General features: G+C 63.3%; 17 protein-coding genes, 1 other RNA gene and 1 pseudogene. 5 read left to right on the top strand and 14 right to left on the bottom strand.

The window, feature by feature from the left end:
* Positions 1-15: 15 nt before the first annotated feature.
* Positions 16-2,490, bottom strand: a complete 2,475-nt coding sequence (locus BLR35_RS04090) for a heavy metal translocating P-type ATPase (RefSeq protein WP_090377751.1) — start codon at positions 2,488-2,490, stop codon at positions 16-18.
* A gap of 151 nt (positions 2,491-2,641) precedes the next feature.
* Between BLR35_RS04090 and BLR35_RS04095 the strand changes: the two genes are divergently transcribed.
* Positions 2,642-3,271, top strand: a complete 630-nt coding sequence (locus BLR35_RS04095) for a helix-turn-helix domain-containing protein (RefSeq protein WP_244510183.1) — start codon at positions 2,642-2,644, stop codon at positions 3,269-3,271.
* A 100-nt stretch (positions 3,272-3,371) separates the two neighbouring features.
* On the opposite strand, the gene BLR35_RS04100 is transcribed toward BLR35_RS04095, so the two are convergent.
* The 5 genes from BLR35_RS04100 to BLR35_RS04120 all read right to left on the bottom strand — a co-directional run bounded on the left by BLR35_RS04100 (position 3,372) and on the right by BLR35_RS04120 (position 9,408).
* A complete protein-coding gene (locus tag BLR35_RS04100; protein ID WP_090377754.1) occupies positions 3,372-3,755 on the bottom strand; it encodes a helix-turn-helix domain-containing protein in 384 nt (127 codons plus the stop codon).
* Between the two features lie 190 nt (positions 3,756-3,945).
* Positions 3,946-4,851, bottom strand: a complete 906-nt coding sequence (locus tag BLR35_RS04105) for a phosphatase PAP2 family protein (RefSeq protein WP_090377757.1) — start codon at positions 4,849-4,851, stop codon at positions 3,946-3,948.
* Entirely contained in the window at positions 4,851-6,719 is a 1,869-nt protein-coding gene (locus BLR35_RS04110; RefSeq protein WP_090377760.1) for an ABC transporter substrate-binding protein, read from the bottom strand. Before BLR35_RS04110 ends, BLR35_RS04105 begins: the two co-directional genes overlap by 1 nt.
* A gap of 85 nt (positions 6,720-6,804) precedes the next feature.
* The gene (locus tag BLR35_RS04115; RefSeq protein WP_090377763.1) at positions 6,805-7,608 is read right to left on the bottom strand and encodes a phosphatase PAP2 family protein; all 804 of its coding nucleotides are present in this window, start codon (positions 7,606-7,608) and stop codon (positions 6,805-6,807) included.
* Positions 7,609-7,626: 18 nt separating this feature from the next.
* Positions 7,627-9,408, bottom strand: a complete 1,782-nt coding sequence (locus BLR35_RS04120) for an ABC transporter substrate-binding protein (protein ID WP_090377766.1) — start codon at positions 9,406-9,408, stop codon at positions 7,627-7,629.
* 186 nt (positions 9,409-9,594) lie between these two features.
* Here BLR35_RS04120 and BLR35_RS04125 point away from each other — a divergent pair, with 186 nt between their 5' ends.
* The 3 genes from BLR35_RS04125 to BLR35_RS04135 are packed head-to-tail and all read left to right on the top strand — an operon-like array spanning position 9,595 to position 11,100.
* Complete coding sequence (locus BLR35_RS04125) at positions 9,595-9,891, top strand: ribonuclease P protein component 4 (RefSeq protein ID WP_090377769.1); 297 nt, start codon at positions 9,595-9,597, stop codon at positions 9,889-9,891.
* A gap of 52 nt (positions 9,892-9,943) precedes the next feature.
* Entirely contained in the window at positions 9,944-10,192 is a 249-nt protein-coding gene (locus BLR35_RS04130) for a YhbY family RNA-binding protein (protein WP_090377772.1), read from the top strand.
* Positions 10,189-11,100, top strand: a complete 912-nt coding sequence (locus BLR35_RS04135; RefSeq protein ID WP_090377775.1) for a mechanosensitive ion channel family protein — start codon at positions 10,189-10,191, stop codon at positions 11,098-11,100. Before BLR35_RS04130 ends, BLR35_RS04135 begins: the two co-directional genes overlap by 4 nt.
* 133 nt (positions 11,101-11,233) lie before the next feature.
* On the opposite strand, the gene BLR35_RS04140 is transcribed toward BLR35_RS04135, so the two are convergent.
* A complete protein-coding gene (locus BLR35_RS04140; protein ID WP_090377778.1) occupies positions 11,234-12,403 on the bottom strand; it encodes a zinc-ribbon domain-containing protein in 1,170 nt (389 codons plus the stop codon).
* Between the two features lie 1,075 nt (positions 12,404-13,478).
* Positions 13,479-14,297 carry a LolA family protein gene (locus BLR35_RS04150; protein ID WP_090377784.1) on the bottom strand — a complete coding sequence of 273 codons (819 nt, stop codon included), beginning with the start codon at positions 14,295-14,297 and terminating at the stop codon, positions 13,479-13,481.
* Positions 14,298-14,409: 112 nt separating this feature from the next.
* Here BLR35_RS04150 and BLR35_RS21190 point away from each other — a divergent pair, with 112 nt between their 5' ends.
* Complete coding sequence (locus BLR35_RS21190) at positions 14,410-14,484, top strand: hypothetical protein (RefSeq protein ID WP_139169253.1); 75 nt, start codon at positions 14,410-14,412, stop codon at positions 14,482-14,484.
* 68 nt (positions 14,485-14,552) lie between these two features.
* Here the strand turns inward: BLR35_RS21190 and BLR35_RS21195 are convergent.
* The 6 genes and pseudogenes from BLR35_RS21195 to BLR35_RS04180 all read right to left on the bottom strand — a co-directional run.
* Positions 14,553-14,762 (bottom strand): annotated as a pseudogene (locus BLR35_RS21195) (DUF892 family protein); the annotation flags it as partial.
* A gap of 119 nt (positions 14,763-14,881) precedes the next feature.
* Positions 14,882-15,820 (bottom strand): DMT family transporter, encoded by a 939-nt coding sequence (locus BLR35_RS04160; protein ID WP_090379662.1) that lies wholly within the window; start codon positions 15,818-15,820, stop codon positions 14,882-14,884.
* A gap of 85 nt (positions 15,821-15,905) precedes the next feature.
* The gene (locus tag BLR35_RS04165; RefSeq protein ID WP_090377790.1) at positions 15,906-16,625 is read right to left on the bottom strand and encodes a helix-turn-helix domain-containing protein; all 720 of its coding nucleotides are present in this window, start codon (positions 16,623-16,625) and stop codon (positions 15,906-15,908) included.
* Between the two features lie 106 nt (positions 16,626-16,731).
* An RNA gene (gene ffs / locus BLR35_RS04170) (signal recognition particle sRNA) lies at positions 16,732-17,043 on the bottom strand.
* Between the two features lie 59 nt (positions 17,044-17,102).
* Complete coding sequence (locus tag BLR35_RS04175; RefSeq protein WP_090377793.1) at positions 17,103-17,570, bottom strand: hypothetical protein; 468 nt, start codon at positions 17,568-17,570, stop codon at positions 17,103-17,105.
* Between the two features lie 109 nt (positions 17,571-17,679).
* Complete coding sequence (locus BLR35_RS04180) at positions 17,680-18,375, bottom strand: DUF2270 domain-containing protein (protein WP_090377795.1); 696 nt, start codon at positions 18,373-18,375, stop codon at positions 17,680-17,682.
* Positions 18,376-18,424 lie beyond the last annotated feature (49 nt).

Genomic DNA, 18,424 nt, shown 5'->3' on the forward strand with positions numbered 1-18,424 from the left:
GCTCGAGCAGACCGGTCACCGATCGCGAAGCACAGATCGCCGCGAGTTCGAGACGACGATGATGCTGCTTGTCGCCATCGCGATCGCTGCGAACAGTGGGTTGATCATCCCGACTGCGGCGAGGGGAATTGCGATCGCGTTGTACAGCAGCGCCCAGCAGACGTTCTCGCGGATCCGGCGCCGGGTGCCCGCCGCCAGGTCGAAGACGGTGCCGACGTCCCGCAGGTCGCTGCTCGTGACGATCGCGTCGGCGGCGTCGGCCGCCTGTGCGGTGCCGTTCCCGAGTGCAATGCCGAGGTCGGCCGCGGCCAGGGCGGGCGCGTCGTTGGTCCCGTCGCCGACCATCGTCGTCACGCCCTCCGCCGAAAGCCGACGCACCGTCTCGACTTTCCCGTCCGGCGGCACGCCTGCAAACACCCGGTCGATCGCGGGGTGTTTTCGGAACGTCTCGGCTGCAGTCTCGTCGTCGCCGGTGAGGACGATCCGTTCGCGCCCCTCGAGCGCCGACAGCGCCTCTTCCCACTCCTGGCGTTCGCGGTCACCGACGACGGCGACCGCTCTCGCTTCGCCGTCGTAGCCGATTACGACCGGGAGGTGGCCGTCCGCCTGAGCGTCGTCGACGGCCGACCGCAGTTCGGACGGAACCGGGCCGACGAGTCGCTCGACGAGGTCGGGGGTGCCGACCACGACGCGGTCGCCGTCCACGACGCCGCTGACACCCTCACCGGGGTGGCGTTCGAACTCGGTTGCATCGACGGGAATCGACGCGTCGCCGGCCGACGGACGCTCCTCGGCGGGTTCCTCTCGCTCGAGCAGTTCACTGCTGGCGGCGCGAGACTGGACCGTTCCACCGTCCGCGACGGCGGCTTTATCGCCCGAATCGCGTACGTAGTCGGTGATCGCCGACGCAGCCGGGTGTTCGGAGTACTGTTCGACCGCCGCGGCGCGCTCGATCGCTTCCCCGTCGCCGGTCACCGAGACGACCTCCATATCGCCCGAGGTGAGCGTCCCGGTTTTGTCGAACACGAGCGTCTCGACCGACGGAGCCGACTCGAACAGTGCCGCGTTCGTGACGACGATCCCGCGCTCGAGTGCATCTCGCAATCCGCCGGCGATCGCGAGCGGCGTCGCCAGCCCCATCGCACACGGACAGGAGACGACGAGAACCGTGAGACCGGTGAGCAACGCGTCCGCCGGGGCTGTGCCGGTCGCGAGCCGGTACCCAGTTACGACCGTCGCCAGGACGATCACCAGCGGGACGAAGATCGTCGCGAGTTTGTCGGCGAACCGCTGAATCCCCGGCGACTCGCTCTGTATCTCCCAGAGCAAGGTCGCGATACGGTCGATCGTACTCTCCGCGTCCTCGCCGACCTCGACCACGAGCGCACTGTCGGTGACGACCGAGCCGCCGATCACGTCGTCGCCTTCCTCCCGCGTCACCGGCAGCGACTCACCGGTCAGGACCGACTCGTCGACGGCTGCAGCGCCGTCGACGACCGTTCCGTCGATCGGGACGCGTTCGCCCGGCCGGACGATCACCTCGTCGCCGGGCTCGAGTTCCTCGAGACCGACCGTCTCGGTGCCGTCGGCCGTTCGTCGGGTCGCCTCGCGGGACCGGGCTGCGGTCAGGTCGGAGACGAGGCTGGTCGCCCGGCGTTTGATCCGACGTTCGTAGTAGGTGCCGAGGCTGACGACCATGATGACGGCGACGGTGACGTCGTAGTAGAGGTGGGTGCTCCCGGTCGCCAGCGCGACGGTACTGTACGCGTAGGCTGCCACGGCCGCGAGCGAGACCAGCAAGTCCATGTTCGGCTGGCCGACCCGGAGACTGACGTAGGCTCCCCTGAGGACGGGATAGCCCGTGTAGAACAGGACGATCGTCGTCATCAGGCCGAGGATCGTCATCGGAAGGAACACGCCCACCTGGCTCGTCGCGTCGACGTCTAAGATCCCGGTCTCGATCCCGACGTAGCTGGGATAGAGGTAGACTAGATACCACGGCATGATCAGCATGCTGAAGAAGCCACCGACCACCAGCCGCGTGGCCAGGTCGTGGTCGCGTCGCCGCGAGATTCCGTCGTCGTCCTCGTCCCTGAAGTACGTCGTGTAGCCGTACCCCGAGAGTCGCTCCGGAAGTTCCTCGAGTGTCACCTCGTCGGGATCGTAGACGACGCGAGCGGTGTCGGTCGCGTAACTCGCTTCGACCGCATGAATTCCCGCCTCCTCCTCGCCGAGAATCGAGAGGAACCCCTCGCAGGTCGAACAGTGCATCCCCTCGACGCCGAGAAACACCTCCTCGGCGCCGTCCGGGACGGATCGACTCGTCTCCTCGCCTGCACGTCGCTCGAGGTCGTCCCGATCCACGCCGTCGATCCCCTCGAGGGCCTCGTGGACCTCCAGACAGCCGCGACAGCAGAAGGTCCCGTCGACGGCGGCATCCGTTACCGGGGGGTCCGGCGTCGGAAGGTCGCAGAGAGAGCAGGTGGTCATCGTACGCGAACGTTCGAACGCACGTGCGGTAGGGATGGTGCCGAACGCGTTCGCCTTCCGCCGAATCCGCCCTCACATCCAGTCAGAACCGGATTCTCACGTTCGAGGAACGGACGCTATACATATCCTCCAGGCTTCACCAGTACAGCATATGTCCACTTCGCACCGTCGGTCGCCGTCACTGTTCGCCGAGGACGGGCCGATCAGAGCGGTGCTCGAGGTCGAGCCGGCCGATTCCGTCGGCTGTGCACTCGTCGAGGAGACCCCGAACGCGACGAGCGTCACGCAGACGATCGGCAGTCGCGACTCCTGTACAGTCTGTCGAGTCGCCGCGACAGTTCGCGAGGAGGACGAACTCGAGACGAAGTACCTGTCGACGGAGGTGTCCGACCACTGCGTTCGGACGACCCTCGATCGGTTCGAGTGTATCACGGACCTCGAGGGAGTCGACGACGGTGCACTCGTCGTGTCGGTCGTCGTCGATGACCGGGCCGGACTGACCAGCATCCTCGACGCCCTCGAAGAGACGGGCGCGGACGTTCGCCTGCGCCGAATTGGGCAGGGCGAGGACGGCGACGACGGAACGATCGAACTCGACGCGATGGCGATTACGGACAAACAGCGGGAAGCAGCGAAACTCGCCGTCGAACGTGGGTACTACGAGACACCGAGACGGACCGATCTCGAGGCCCTCGCTACCGAACTGGACGTCAGCAAGTCCGCGGTCTCACAGCGGCTCAACGCCGTCGAACGAGTGCTGATTCGCCGCCTCGTCGACTGATACGGTTTGCTGTACGTCATTTCCGGTGCAACCGCTATCCGGGTCGCGGTTGCATCGGTAACTCGTTACAGCAATCCGTATGAGCGTTCCGTCGACAGTATCAGTCGGTGTCCGACTGGACGAGCCAGGGTCTGATCGCCTGGAGCACTGCTACGACGAGTTTCGACTCGGCTGCCCGAAGCCGCTGTGAGACCGCGGACTTCGAGATGCCGAGTTCGTCCGCCAGGTCCGCGAGACTGGTTTCCCGTGGTTGATCGTAGTAGCCACGGAGGTACGCGAGCTCGAGCGCTTCCAGCTGTTTCGTCGTGAGCGAACCGATGTCGACTTCGACGACGTGGTCGCCACTGGGATCGGCCACGGTCATCTCCTGAGGGTCGACCGTCGCGTCGAGTTCGGCCAGCTGTCCGAGCACCTCCTGGACCGATTCGATGTCCGAAACCTCGGTCGTTACCCGCAATCGATCGGCGTTTTCGATGTCCGTCATTCGTGATCACCGTCTTCGACCGTTCGGGCTACTCGTCGACTCGAGTCGCCGTCCCGCCCCATTGCCACAGCCGTGATGCCACCGATCGTGGATCACGTGTGCGGCCCTAGTCGGAGAGTCGTCCCCCACCACGCTCAGTGTCTCCCTTTATAATACAGTCAACGACCCCCCGAAGGGGGAAACGGCCGTGTTATTCGTCGTCGCTCGAGACGGTCGACTCGGTCGCCCGGTCGGGACTCTCCCTGGTGGCGTCAGTCGTTCCGGCCCGCTCGAGCGACCGGTGGCGATTCTCGACCCACGCCCATACCGAGAACCGACCGACGAGGTGGCCGGCCAGGGCCACGCTGACGTAGGCCAGGCCGATGCCGGCGAGGACGTCGATCACCCAGTGGATCCCGAGGTACATCGTCGAAATCGCGACCGAAATCGCGAGAAACGCCGCGACGACGGCCCACTTCGGGTAAATCTCTCGAGTGCGGTAGGCCAGGAAGCCGACGGTCGCCGCCAGCGACGTATGTAGGGAGGGGAAGACGTTGGTGTTGCGGTTGACCTGCCTGGTGAGGTGCTGGTACTGCGGGTACGTGTCGTACAGCAGCGCCTGGATGAGGTCGGGCATCATGTTTCGCGGGCCGTAGGCGACGACCAGCGTGTAACAGAGCAATCCGAGCAGGTAGTTGAGCGTGTAGGCAGTAAGCAGTTCCCGGAGCGGCCGCGTGTTCGACAGCGCGAAGTACGCAACGACCGGGAACACGAGCAAGAAGACGTAGCCGTAGATGTAGATGAACGAGAAGTACGCTGTCAACTCTGCTGTCGCCTGTTCCTGAATCCAGAGGATGAAGTACTGCTCGAGTTCGTAGATCGGTCTCGTGAAGTGCCAGCCGACGATCAACGAGACGTCGGGAACGACGTCCCTGGCAATGCCGTTAAACAGCAAGACGACTGCGAGGAGGGCCGTGATCGGTGCGGCCGCACGCACCCGCTCGCGCCACTCGAGTCGGGTATCGCGGAGCCGGTACCGACCGACGAAGACGGCCGTCGAGACGAGCAGCATGAACGTGACGACGACGACCAGCTGGAGGAGTACCTCGAGCAACATCAGCGTCTCACCCGGAGTCGACCGTTCGCGTCGTAGCTGAATCCGGCCGTTTCGAACGCCTCGCGTGCGGCCTCGACGTCGATCTCGCCGTCGTCGCCGAGGAAGGGGACGGCGGGATCGTCGCCGTCCCACGCGAGTTCCTCGGGGACCCACGCTTCGGCGACCGGCGTCGTGACCGGCCGGGCGTGGCCGTCGAAGACGTCCGCTACGAGCCAGGACTCGTCGAGCAGTCGCGCGACGATCCGCCGGAAGTGGGGGTTACCAAACGGTGCCCGACGGTGGTTGAATCCGACGTGGTAGAACGTCCGGGCGGGCGACTCGAGCAGTTCCACGCCCTCGCTCTCGGCCGCGAGGTCGATCGTGTCGTCGACGACGTAGCTCTCGATGGGGTCGGTCGTGACGTCGGCGTCCCCGCCCGAGATGATCTCGATCGCCGACGTACTTCGGGGGTCGATCTGGACGCGAAACTCCGCGACCGACGGTGCGGGGAGGTCGACGTCGTCACGGAGCGTGAAGTGGTCCGCGTACCGCTGGAAGGTAACGTGTTCCCGTTCGTTTCGCTCGGCGAACTCGAACGGGCCGGAGCCGATCGCAGGCACGTTGTCCACGACGACGGCATCGGTCGTACCGTCGGCGATCTGGACGCCCGTCACGTTCGCCGGACGCGATCGCTCCTGCCAGACGTGTGCCGGCAGGATCGGTACCGTGAGCGCGCGTTCGGCGACCGGTTCGCTCGCCTCGATCGGGATCTCGAGTCGATCCCCGTCCGCATCGATTTCGTCGGCGACGACGGGCGCGACGTGACCGCGATGGCGCGGCGAGGGAGCCGACACGCCGTCGGCACCGAGCGTCGTATCTTCGAGAAAGCGGTACGTGAACGCGACGTCGCTGGCGGTAATCGGCTCGCCGTCGTGGAACTGGCAGTCCTCGCGTAACTGGACCGTGAGGGTGCCGCCGCTCTCGTCTTCGTTTCCGTCCCACTCCCAGGATTCTGCGAGCCACGGGCGATATCGCGATTCGCCGCCGTCTTCGTCGCCGTTCTCTGCAGTCGTCCCGTCCGTGTCGTCGGTTCCGGGCACCGGGCCGACCGCGAGCGAATCGTACAGCAGGTCCGTAAACAGCCCCCGGTTGCGGTACTCGACCGACAGCGGGTTGAGGTTCCAGGACGGCCGCGGATCAGTGTGAACCGCCCGGATTCGATCGGTTTCGTCGTCTTCGGGCTCGAGTCCAAGGTATCCCAGCCGGGTTCCGGGGTGGAACTCTCCCCAGCCGCCGAACCGGTCGGTCCTGACGAGTCGATACTCCTCGGGTGCACAGACCGGGACGAACGGCTGCTGGGTCGTGAACGCCTCGAGCGTCTCCGCGACAGCCTCCCGGCGCTCGTCGCCGTTGGCCCGTAGCTGGGCCTCGAGGAGGTTGTCGAGCGCCAGATCCGTAACGCCGAACGGGTTCTGCCAGCCGGGTTCGTCGGCGTACGTCGAGTGGAGCGTCTCGTAGAGAAATTCCGGCTCGGTCCAGTCGTGGTACCAGCCGACGTAGACGTCGAAGTCGTGGTTGATCAGGACTGTCCGAAGAAACTCCTCCGTGGAGAGTAACTCGATCGAGGCGTCGATGCCGACGGTCTCGAGGGCGTCACGAACCCGTCGTGTGAGCTGGATACTCTCGCGGTCGCCGTCGGCGGGCAGCGTGGTGATCGTCAGCGAGAGTGGGTCGATCCCGTCCCGGTTGACGGCGCTTCGAATCTGGCGGATACAGCCACTCGTCGCGACCGTCGTGCCCGTCGCGGCGAGCATCGCGCGACGACTGGTTCCGCGGCTCCGACCGTTACTAGACCGATTACGCGTCTCAGCAGAGGGGGAACCAGACATCTCGGTTTCGTTCGTTTGTCAGTTCGCCAGTGACGGTATAACAGTATTGCGCTGACTGTCGACCGGAGAGGATCCACTGGCCACGCTACGTCGATCCTGACCCACGGTCGACGAGGACGCTCGAGAGGGCAACGCAGACGACCGCGAGGAGGATACCGGCAATGACGTCGATCACCCAGTGAAATCCGAGGTACATCGTCGAGATGCCGACCGAGACCGCCAGGACGAGGGCGACGGGGAACCAGCGAGGGTACTGTTCTCGGGTCCAGTAGGCGAAGAGAGCGACGGTCGCAGCCAGCGAGGTGTGCAACGAGGGGAAGACGTTGGTGCTGTGGTTCACCTGGCCGGTGAGGTGCTGGTACTCCGGACTGGTGTCGTACATAAGCGTGCTCGCGAGTACGTCGGGCATCACGTTTCGTGGACCGAACGCAACCACGACGAGATAGAAGGCGACCCCGATCGCGTAGTTCAACGAGTACGCCGCCAGGAGCCGCCGAAAGTGGACGGTGTTCGACAGCGCGAAGTACGCGACGCCGGGGAAGATAAGCAGGAAGGCGTAGCCGTAGACGTAGATAGCCGAGAAGTACGCCGTCACCTCCGGCGTCGCAATCGACTGGAAGACGAGGACGAACTCCCCCTCGAGGTCGTAGAACAGCCAGGTTAGCTGGACCCCGATCTCCTCGGAGATCGTCGGCCCCTCCTGTCGCATGACGCGGTTGATCCCGAGAACGACGAGGAGCACGGCGAGCAACGGCCCGCTTTCCCGGAGTCGGGGTCGCCACTCCGTCCGAAGAGTTGCGAGGCGATCACGACCGACGAAGGCGGCCGCAGCGATCGGGAGCAAGATACCGACCACGACGACCACGCGAATCAGGACTTCGACGAGCATGCGATAGATCCCTCGCGATCAGTACTGCCCCACCAGTCGGTCGTCTTCGTCGTACTCGAACCCGGCGTCCGCGAACGTCTCCCGCGCCGACTCGAGATCGAGGTCGCCGTCGTCACCGAGGAACTCGCCGTCGCCGTCCCACGCCAACCGCTCTGGCGTCCACTCCTCGGTGACCGGCGTCGCGATCGGCTCCGCGTCGCCACGGAAGACGGTCTCGGCGAGCCAGGACTTGTCCACCAGTCGTGCGATTGCACGGCGCAACTGGACGTTGTCCTCGCCGAGGGAGTCCCGCCGGGTGTTGAACCCGAGGTAGTAAAACGTCCGAGACGGTGGCTCGAAGTGCGAAACGGCGTCGTCGTCCGGGATTCGTGTCGCTGCGTACGCCTGTATCGGCGAGGCGGTTACGTCGGCGTCGCCGCTTGCAACCCGTTCGACCATCGAGGCGCTGTTCGGGTCGACGTCGAAGTGGATCTCTGCTGCCAACTGATCGGTATCGTCGTCCTCGGTCTCTTCTTCCTCATCGGCTCGCTCTCGGAGCGTGAAGTGTTCCTCGTGGCGCTCGAGCGTGAGCGACTCCCGTTCGGACCGACTTGCCATCCGGTACGGGCCACTCCCGACGGGATCGACGTGGTCGGTGACGAGGTTCCAGCGGCCCTGTGGAGCCGACGCCTGGTCGTCGCTTCGCGCCTCGAGTCGCTCCTGCCAGACGTGTGCCGGCAGAATGGGGACGGTGAGAACCCGCCCCGTGACGGCCGCTCCCGCCTCGGTCGTGATCGACAGGTCGAACTCGCCGTGGACCTCGAGGTCGTCGACCGCCGAAACGCGACCACAGTACCGCGGTGCCGGCGAGGGAAGCGGCGAGTCCGGCGTCGTGTCCGCGAGAAACCGATAGGTGAATGCGACGTCGTCGGCCGTCACCGGCTCTCCGTCGTGGAACCTGGCGTTCTCGCGGAGAGCGAGTCGTACCGTCGTCGACCGTCCGTCCCGTTCGACGTCCCACGAGGACGCGAGCCAGGGCCGGATTTCGCCGTCCTCGTAGACGCCAAGTGAGTCGTACAGCAGGTCGACGATCGTTCCGCGCCGACGCATCGTCACCGACAGCGGGTTGCAGTTCCGCGTCGGCCGCGTATCAGTAAGCAGCGCGTGTACTTGCTCGTCGTCGGTCGGCTCGAGGTCGAGGTAGCCGAGACGAGACGCCAGCTGATGGCCGTCGAGGTCGTCGACGTCGAACCGTTCCGCCCGGACGAGGCGGTGTTCGGCCGGCCGACAGATCGGCTCGAACGGCTTCGTCGCTGTGATCTCCTCGAGCAGCGACGCCACGTACTCCTGGCGCTCGTCGCCGTCCGTCCGGCGCTGGGCCTCGAGCAACCGGTCGACGGTTCCGTTCGCGAACCCGAACGGGTTCTGGCGGCCGGCCTGGGTCGCGAACCGCGAGTGGAGGGCCGCATAGAGGAAGTCGGGATCGGCGCCGACGTCGACGGGATACCGATCGACGAAGAGGTCGGCGTCGTGATCGAGCAGCACCGATTCCAGGAATCCGGCCTGGGACCGGACGTCGAGCGTGACGTCGATGCCGACCGCCTCGAGGTTCGACTCGAGGTGGCGAGCGATCCGGATCGCGCCGCGGTCGTCGTCGGTCGGGACCGTCACGAGGGTCAACGAGAGCTGTCTGCCGGTGTCCTCGACGACGGTATCGACGCGACTCACGCAGCCGCTCGCGGGGAGAAGGGCACCGGCAGCAGCGGCGAGGACGGATCGGCGGCGAAGGGACTCGTCGGAGGGGGCGGGGGTCCAATTCATTCGCTTCTGTCGGACAGTTTCGACGTTGGTATATAACAGTATTGTGTCCGACGTTCGTCTCACCGCCGCTCCCTATCGGGGTTTGGATCGGCGAGTCGTCCGCCAGCGGGCTCGGAGTAAGCGATCCGTACCGACCGGTCGGTCGCGAACACAACATCAATAGGCGAACCGACGAAACGTTTGCCCATGCGCATCGCCGCCGAACGGATCGAACGGCTTCACGACCTCGCGAGAGCGGCGGCGATGGAAGACGATCAGGAGCGCGCACGATACTACGTCCGACTCGCACGCCGAGTTGCCGAACGGAACCGGCTCACCCTCCCCCGGAAGTTCCGCCGGTTCACCTGCGACGACTGCGACGCCTACCTCCGACCGGGACGGAACGCTCGAGTTCGCCTCCAGGACGGCCACGTCGTGATCACTTGCGATTGCGGGTCGCAGGCGCGATATCCGTACGAGGGGGACGACGAACGCGAAACGTAAGCGTCGTTCCGTTCGCGAAGATTCAAACCACTCGACGCCATTACTCGTGGGTATGGACCGACAGGAACTCCAGAAACGAGCGCACGACCTCGACGTCACCGTCTGGGTCGGCAAGAGCGGTATCGAATCCGTCGTCGACGAACTCGACGACCAGCTAACCGATCGAGACCTGGTGAAGGTCAAATTCCTGCGTGCCGCACGCGCCGGGAGTTCGACCGAGGAGAAGGCCGAGGATCTGGCAGACCGTGTGAGTGCGGAACTCGTCGAAACCCGCGGTCACACCGCCGTGCTGCATCGATGATCCCGATCCCTCTCCAAGCGGAGACAGGAGAGGAACTCGGCCCGATCGGGAACGCACTCGAACCTGTCGCGGGCGGCCCACTCGCCGCTAGCCTCGAGGGAGCAGTCCTCTTTCTGATCGCGTTTCTCGTCGTCTCCGCGATCGGGCGGCTCGTCGTCGTCCCGCTCGTTCGACGGGGGCTCGAGACCCGCGAACTCGACGCCCACGCACGGAAACCGCTGTTGAAGCTGACCCGGTTCGGCGTCGTCTTCCTGGCGATTGCAATCGCTTTCGGCTTCGCCGGCTTCGGCAACTTCCTCGTCTCGATGGCCGGCATCGCGGCTGCCGGCGCAGTGGTGGTCGGGCTAGCAATGCAGAGTACGATCGCGAACTTCGTCGCCGGCGTGTTCATCTTCGTCGACGAACCGTTCCGGATCGGCGACTGGATCGAGTGGGACGAGTACTCGGGCGTCGTCGAAGACGTCAGTCTCCGGGTCACGCGCGTCCGGACGTTCGACAACGAACTGCTGACAGTCCCCAACGCACAGCTTACCGACTGCGTCATCAAGAACCCCGTCGACGCCGACAAACTCCGGATGCGGTTCGTCTTCGGCATCGGCTACGACGACGACATCGACCGGGCACGCCAGATCATCGTCGACGAAGCGATGCGCCACCCGGACATCATGGACGACCCCGAACCGTCCGTTCGACTCACCGAACTCGGCGACTCCGACGTCGGCCTCGAGTCGAGATTCTGGATCGCAGACCCCTCACGTAGCGATTTCGTCCGGATCAAAGGCGAGTTCGTCACCGCAGTGAAACGGCGGTTCGACGAGGAAGGGATCGACATCCCCTACCCCGTCCGGACGCTCGAGGGTGCTCTCGGACTCGAGACTGGGCGGAGTGTTCTCGAGTCCGCGGAGTAGTCGGTCTCGGACAAACCGATCGCCCGTCTGTTGAAATTCGTAGAATTGGTCTAAGCGATTTCTGCGGGCAGAAAGGGCTGAAACACGATTAAATACAGCAGACGAGGGCCGAACGACTCGAGAGGTCCATCAGCTACGTTTCTGTGAGATCAACCTTTGCAGAGCCAACCTGAAGATACCGTTCTTCTTGATCGTCCGGGACCTCAAATGCAAATAATGCTTGCTCACTAACGCCAGGTGAAATATCCCAGTCCGTTACTTGCTGATATTCAACGGTATACGTTCGATCCTGGTCATCAACGAGTTGGAAATCTAATTCAGTAGACAGGCCGTGACCAGAATGGGGGACTTCGATTTCCTCATTGGCTTCGTTCGTCATATCTATTCGCAACCTCACAAGTTCAGTATCGGGGCCAGTCCCGTATCGAGTCGTTCCTACGTACAGTCGATCGTCTACTGTAACCTCTGTAACTTCGTATGTGATTTCATCTTCTGTGAAGTTTTCTCCCACGAAGTAAATCTCCTCTTCCTCAGCCGCTGGCTCATCAATTTCTACAGCAGACTCGGTTTCGGGTTCGAGTAGCATTGATCCGGAAAACGCTGCAACAAGCACGATCGCAACTGTTGCCCAACGACTGAACGTAATCCCGGACCCATGCCTCAATATTCCTCGGACAATCGGGAGGGACAGCGCTCCTGCGCTCAGCAGTAAAAGCCCTCCAAGAATACTGTCCGTGAATGCACCGAATCCTGCGAGAAGTAGGAGTAGTCCAATAGGATATGCGACCAGCTTCCCGAGGGTGATATTCCACTGGCTTCGTTCGGATGAGGTCGACCCGATCGAACCGTCTAAGTATTCCGTCTCTACCTCTTCTGAATTCCAAAACCGCCAGTTCCCGTTTGATTTTCGGAACGTCCAGATTTGGTCGACCCGGTTATCTCTAAAATTCGAGTTGTCGTTTTTCCGCGTATCCTGAACGATCCGAACCTGGGCTTCCCCGTCCCCTATCTCCAGAAATTCGTAGTCTTTGACCTCGAACGAGATGTCATAGTCATTGAATAACCGCTTTGCCGTTTTGACGTTTTCGTCTACGTGGCCGGCTTCAGGATGAAACGTTTTCTTGTAGAGTTCTAGATTCTGTTCATTCAGCGCTTTGAACTGTGCTTTTATCACCTTCTTGATCTGACTTTTGTCTCCTGTGTTGTCTCCCTTACCGTTACCTGAAACAGGAGTACCACAACTGCTACAGTATTTCGAATCAGATGATAACTCGTTACCACACGCAGAACAATACCCTCCCATACTATACAATCAGATCCACAATAAAAATACATATTGGCTAATACGGTATTCCAAAATCCGCATTGGACTCATCGAGAGCCCTTCACAGATCGACGTCCGTGAAACTATCGCTCACTAGAGTTGCGATTTCCCGTCATTCTCCGCCGTACTCTTCGTCGAGGTATGGATCGTGTCTTCGCCCACAGGTCTCACATTCGTAGACCTGTATCCGCCATCCCGGTGTCGTGTAATGCGCGGAGTACGTCTCACGTGTTCCACAACGAGGGCAGACAGTAGGCGGGGATAACTCCATCATTGCAGGCGACCGAGCGAATCACATTGACATCCTCCTCCGCGTGAACGCGGAGGAATCCCGAGCGGATGGAAATCAAAGATTTTCGGGCATCGCGGAATCTTCGATTCCGCTCAGCGGTGGGAGTTTCAGGTTCGCAACCACGGACGCCGCCACTTTACGGGAGTTCGCATCTAACCCAGTCATCGTGGTCGGTGGCTGTCTAGCCGTGCCAAGCGGCTGTTACTCCTACCCTCGACGTCGTTGACTCTCATCTGTTGTTTTTGCCACCAGGGAGTCGCTGACGTTTCGACGGACTTGGAGTTGTCGTCGGGCTTACTCGACCGACGGACACACGACGAACCCTTCGAGGATTCGTGTTCACCGCGTCGGCGTTTCGGATACTGTCTCATTGGGGTGGCGGCATGGCCGCCTCCGAAGGTCGTTCGGAATCCGCTCCGTTCCGACCTGACCTTACTGCTGTATAGCAGTTCTTAGCACTTGGAAGTGTGTATTGGAAACCTAGCTATGCAATTATTGGTGGAATGTATTACTAAGTGACGGCACGTATCCACGCCGTGAACGAAGTGGTATTGCGCCTGTTCAGCGTATAACTCCGTTCCCTGTACTGAGCAATCGCTCCTCCTACTCCTCTTCCTCGTCGCCCTTCTACCCGTTCTCTATTCCTGCTCTCTAAGCAGTGCAACTCGAGAGAGTGATCGCCGCTCGAGCCCCCATTAGGACCGAAATCACGTAACTCGTTTTCGTCACGATCACAGATGGATCGCGGGCTACCGGAATCCGTCAGTCGGCACCGAGGTCGGTCACTGTCGCGTTCTCCGGTGGCTCGAACGCGAACGTTTCGTCGTCGACGTCACCGTTGAACGTGACATTCTCGAACCGTTCGGTCATGACGTAGCGTTCGTTCTCCTCGTCCGCTTCCACGACGAGTTGCTCTTTCAGCGGGAACTCGTACTCCGCGTCGATCCAGAGGCGCTGTTCGTGAACGACGAGCTCCTCGCCCGGATCGACCGTCTCGAGAGCGTAGACGAATTCGGTGTCGCCGACGAGGACGGAGAGTCCCTCCGTGACCGTTTCGTTTTTCGCTTCGACGGCGAGCACGTGGGCGTCGCGGTCGGCAACCGTCTCGGTGCCCTCGTACTCGAGGTCGTAGAGGTCCTGCTGGTAGTCGGCCTGTTCAGCGCGGTCCGACCGGACCGCGTCGTCGTCGAACGGCTCCTCGGGCGCGAAGTAGCTCGCGGCGTTCGCGTCGGGATCGTACCACCACGTCGTCGAGGCGTTCGAGACGTAGACGTCGCCGACGCGGTCGGGTTCGGACGACTCGAGGACCTCGCTGCGGTAGTCGACGTACGGCCGTTCGTAGACTGCGACGCGTTCGGTTCGCGTCTCGGCGTCGCTCCCGTTCCCGATCACGATTTCGGTCGTCCGTTCGCCGTGGACGCTCTCTAGCTCGTCGGCGTGGACGAACGCGCCCTCGAACACGTCGGCCGGGTCCTCCTCGAGGGTCGACGGGTTCGAGTCGCCGGCTGGCAGGGAACAGCCAGCGAGGAGGGTGATAATAACGAGAATACTGAGTAACGGAGCGACTCGACGGTACGCCATCGTCGTCACTGTATGGGGGAACCATCCTAAGCCTTACCAACGAATCTTGGATCAGTTGGCTGTCCTGTGACGAGAGGTATGCGACTCGACCGTCGAACGCTACGGCGGAAAGATCCGGGTCGGCTCTGCACCCGGCGAAGGGACGACGGTCTCGTTTACCCTGCCGGCCACGGACGAGACGTCGTAATCGCTCTCAGCCCCATCTACGGAGCGCCCGATACGCGGCGTAGACGCCGGCCACGGCCGTTCCTCGAGCGGTTCGTCGAGTTCGTCGAAGACCGACTCGAGACGGTCGCGTTGCTCGATCGTCTTCTCGCGGTGGTTCTCGAGGCCCCGTTTCAGGGCGTCGTTGTGGACGGTCTCGAGTTGTGCCTCGAGAACCTCGTCGTGGCGTCGCTCCACGTAGTACAGTTCCTGGGGGTGGTAGACGAAGGTGTCGTGGCGATCGGTGACTGGCCGTGTCACAGTCAGGAGACGTCCACGTTCGCCGCGACGTCGCAAAAACGCCAGTTCGTCGAAAGCGAACCGTCAGCGCGGCGTGACCGTCTCGGGGACATCCGAGAGGTGTGACTGCCCAGTCTACGCTACGTGCCACTTCGCGTCGTCGACACCAGATAGATCCCGGCGGCCATCACTGCGCCGCCGACGACGAACCGCGATCCCGGCGACTCGCCGAGCAGCGTCGCTCCGAAGAACGCCCCGACGACGGGCTGGGCGAAGAAAAACGCCGAGACGACGCTTGCGTCGACGTACTCCATCCCCTTGTACCAGAGGTACCACGCCGCGGCGGTCCCGAACAGCCCCAGATAGAGGACCGCAACGATCAGTTCCGGCGTCGGCTCGATCGCCCACAACGACGTTCCCGTCGCCGCGACCTCGAGCGGCACGAGCGCGCCGAGCACTGGAACCGCGACGGCACACGAGTAAGTCGCCGTCTCGAGTGCGGAGTAGCGCTCGATCAGCGGCTTCCCGAAGACGGTGTATGCCGCCCAGGTCGCGCTCGCGACCAGCAGCATGCCGATCCCGGCGGTTGCCGAACCGGTCACGTCCGAGAGATCGTACTGGCCGGTCAGCACGACGACGGTTCCGAGGGTCGCGACCGCGATTCCGACGACGAGACGGCCGGACAGCCGTTCGCCGAGGACGGTGACGCCGAGCAGGATCGTGAACACGGGCGTCAAGACGGTCACGAGCGATCCCTGGCTGGCGGTGGTCAGCGCCGTCCCGAGAAACTGCGTCGCGAGCGAGCCAGCGACGACCACGCCGAGCGCAGTGAACCCGAGCAGATCTCGCCGGGAGAACTGCCGAGGCGGTGCTGTTACGTGAACGATGGCGAGCAACGCGGCCGAACCGACCGCGACGCGGAGGAAGGCGAGCGTCATCGGCGGTACAGCGTCGAACCCCCACTTGCTCACGACGTAGAGGCCACCCCAGAGCGCGGCGGCCGCAAGCGGTGCCAGCGCGAACAGATACGTCGAGATACCCGACTCCACGGCGTTCGGCGACAGTGAGACGGATCGCATTCGACTCGAGATACACATCGAGGGAGGATGGACGCTCTCGTTAGGATGTTAACGATGCGTCTGGTTCACACGATCGACGCGGATGCTACGTCGGCTCACGTCGCAGTACCGATTCGACCGCCGACACCGTCGGCTCGAGGAGTTTCCCTTCGGCCCGTCGCAGTGTCTTCGAGACGGCTGCGTCCGAAACCTCGAGCGCGTCCGCGAGGTCGCCGAGCGTCGCGGATCGCGGCACGTCGTAGTAGCCGGTGTCGATGGCTAGCCGAAGCGTCTCGCGTTCGGTCGCCGTAAGTTCGCGGGATCGTTCGAGGACGGTCGATCCGATCGCATCCGCGTGGACGTCCTCGAGGACGGTTTCGGGGTCGAGGACGCGTCGATTACGGAGTTCGACGTCGTCGTCGCGACGCTCGAGGATAGCGAGCGCTGCTTCGGCAGCCGCGTCGCTGTCGAATCCGACCTGCCACCGTTCGCTTCCGTCGACGTTCTCGAACGGCCCCGTGAGGTAGCCGTCGTGGTCGACGATCGTTCTCATGACGTCGGTCGTCCCCATCGTGAGTCGTGCACGGCCCGTCCGACCGTGCTTTGCGAGTAACTCGAACTCGATGGTCTCCTCGTGACTTCGGACGACGTCCAGGCCGCACTCGAGTGCCGATCCGTCGGCGGCGTCGGCGAGGATCCGCAACTCGAGGTCGCCGCGGTCGTGGTCGTAGTGCCAGTGTGGGGTCACGAAGGCCACGTCGTACTCGTCGCTGGCTTCGGTCAGCGGGCAGTCACACTGTCGGACCGACAGGGCGAGCGAGATCATATCATCGGCTCAGTGCGAACGACTAATCCAGTTTCGGTCGGCCTCGAGTGATCGTCGGAAGAAAACAGGGCCGTCGCTCGAGGATCGGGTATCGAAATGAAGTATGAGTGTGGATTCCGCGGTTGCCCGGCGTTCCGACCGGGGGAATCCCGGTTGCCTTCTCCACCCCGCGACCCGTCGAGCGACAGGTGTCCGGCGGTCCACTGCTCGCTTCCGCGCCTGATGGGCTGTCGCCGGTTAACCACGATGGGGCGTCCCTGCGGACGGCCACCGTGGACCGCTGTCCCCGACGGACGAGGCTTCTATGTTGGCTCCCGAGGCCCCGGTCGGTCTGACCGGACGCCCGCGGCATTCGGTCCCCGCTAATGACCATAGCGCGGGTTGTGAGCAGGGCCAAACTGCCCGACCTATCCATCCCCTCGTAGGTGGTCGGAACTTAAGGGCCTTTCGCCTCCACGATCGCACGAGGGCGGCTACCTAACAGTCCTGATTGGTCGTTTCGCCGGTCCGTTCGACGTCCCCGTCCGGATCGACGAGCAGCGAGTCGTTCGAGGAATTGCAGTCTATCAGCCGGGTCGGGACCGAACGCGACCACTCGTGGTTTTCGCCCCACTCGAGTCGAACCGTGTTCGCGACGGGGTCGCGCAAGACGAGTGCAACGTACGACGTCCGGGAGAGGCCGACTGTCTCCGAGGAGACGGCTTTCCTGCCGTCGGAAACGGTTACAGTCGTCTCGATCGGATCGTCGGAATCTGCCATCGCCACGACCCAGTGTGAATCGTCGGTCTCACCGATCCGGAGTATCGCTTCGGGAGTCGCCTCGTAGATGTCGATTCCGAACTCGTGCTCGAGCAGGAACAGTGGCGGGTTCGCGTCGGATTCGTCGAGCGTCGTCGCCGTTGCGTCGCCGGTCGCGTCGCCGATGGCGGAGCCCGGTCCGGACACGTCCTCGAGACAGCCTGCGACATACGCGAGTACGGTCGACCCGGCGAGGAATCGACGACGGTTTATAACTCCTGTTTCGCGCCCGCTGGCAAGTGCTTTCTCCCGACGGTCACTCGAAGTCCCCGTGATCTGCCTCGCCCGACTCCCCACGCTCTTTCGCCGATAGCGGGACGGCCAGCACGAGCAACGCGAGGTAGTACACCGCGACGGCGGCGAAGACGAAGGTGCCGTGGATCCCCGGCAGCGACGCGCTCTCGAGCAGCGGTTCGCCCGGATCGAACGCCCAGAGGTGAAAGAGCCAGCCGACGAGCATCGCGGACATCAAGGGTAGGTAGACCCGGCGCAGTCGGTGGCTGAACGCCCCGCGATAGCTGATCTTCGTCGTCGGCTCGCGGTAGTCTCGGCTGAGCTCCCGTCGCCAGTCGTCGTGTTCGACGCCCTCGGACGGATCGAGCGCGTTCGCAAAGAGGTTCTCCTGAAGGACCCGGACGCGAGAGCGCCAGATATCGTAGTCCCGGAACCGTCGAGCCTCGATGAACAGGAAGACGGTGCCCATCATGAGCCCCGCGAGGATCACGGCGTGGGAGACCTCACCCGAGAACGCGTAGGCAACGATCGCCGACATCACGGTCACCGCCCAGTTGGTCGTGGTGTCGAGCCGGTTGCGCCACTCGACGGTCCGTTCCATCTCGCCGCGATAGAGGTGGGCCGCAACGGAGCCGAGGCCGGTGCTCTGGTCGACCATCTCGCGACCGATCTCGGCCTGCTCCGAACTCTCGGGATCGAAATCCGAGTCTCCCGCCATACTCGAGGCTACGACTCGCAGAAACAACGCCTTTCGCACTGGCAGCAAC

The sequence above is a fragment of the Natronobacterium texcoconense genome (genome assembly GCF_900104065.1).
Classification (GTDB): Archaea; Halobacteriota; Halobacteria; order Halobacteriales; family Natrialbaceae; genus Natronobacterium; species Natronobacterium texcoconense.

Coding starts and splice junctions, on each gene's coding strand:
- BLR35_RS04090 (WP_090377751.1), bottom strand. CDS start 2,490: ATGACCACCTGCTCTCTCTGCGACCTTCCGACGCCGGACCCCCCGGTA.
- BLR35_RS04095 (WP_244510183.1), top strand. CDS start 2,642: ATGTCCACTTCGCACCGTCGGTCGCCGTCACTGTTCGCCGAGGACGGG.
- BLR35_RS04100 (WP_090377754.1), bottom strand. CDS start 3,755: ATGACGGACATCGAAAACGCCGATCGATTGCGGGTAACGACCGAGGTT.
- BLR35_RS04105 (WP_090377757.1), bottom strand. CDS start 4,851: ATGTTGCTCGAGGTACTCCTCCAGCTGGTCGTCGTCGTCACGTTCATG.
- BLR35_RS04110 (WP_090377760.1), bottom strand. CDS start 6,719: ATGTCTGGTTCCCCCTCTGCTGAGACGCGTAATCGGTCTAGTAACGGT.
- BLR35_RS04115 (WP_090377763.1), bottom strand. CDS start 7,608: ATGCTCGTCGAAGTCCTGATTCGCGTGGTCGTCGTGGTCGGTATCTTG.
- BLR35_RS04120 (WP_090377766.1), bottom strand. CDS start 9,408: ATGAATTGGACCCCCGCCCCCTCCGACGAGTCCCTTCGCCGCCGATCC.
- BLR35_RS04125 (WP_090377769.1), top strand. CDS start 9,595: ATGCGCATCGCCGCCGAACGGATCGAACGGCTTCACGACCTCGCGAGA.
- BLR35_RS04130 (WP_090377772.1), top strand. CDS start 9,944: ATGGACCGACAGGAACTCCAGAAACGAGCGCACGACCTCGACGTCACC.
- BLR35_RS04135 (WP_090377775.1), top strand. CDS start 10,189: ATGATCCCGATCCCTCTCCAAGCGGAGACAGGAGAGGAACTCGGCCCG.
- BLR35_RS04140 (WP_090377778.1), bottom strand. CDS start 12,403: ATGGGAGGGTATTGTTCTGCGTGTGGTAACGAGTTATCATCTGATTCG.
- BLR35_RS04150 (WP_090377784.1), bottom strand. CDS start 14,297: ATGGCGTACCGTCGAGTCGCTCCGTTACTCAGTATTCTCGTTATTATC.
- BLR35_RS04160 (WP_090379662.1), bottom strand. CDS start 15,820: ATGCGATCCGTCTCACTGTCGCCGAACGCCGTGGAGTCGGGTATCTCG.
- BLR35_RS04165 (WP_090377790.1), bottom strand. CDS start 16,625: ATGATCTCGCTCGCCCTGTCGGTCCGACAGTGTGACTGCCCGCTGACC.
- BLR35_RS04180 (WP_090377795.1), bottom strand. CDS start 18,375: ATGGCGGGAGACTCGGATTTCGATCCCGAGAGTTCGGAGCAGGCCGAG.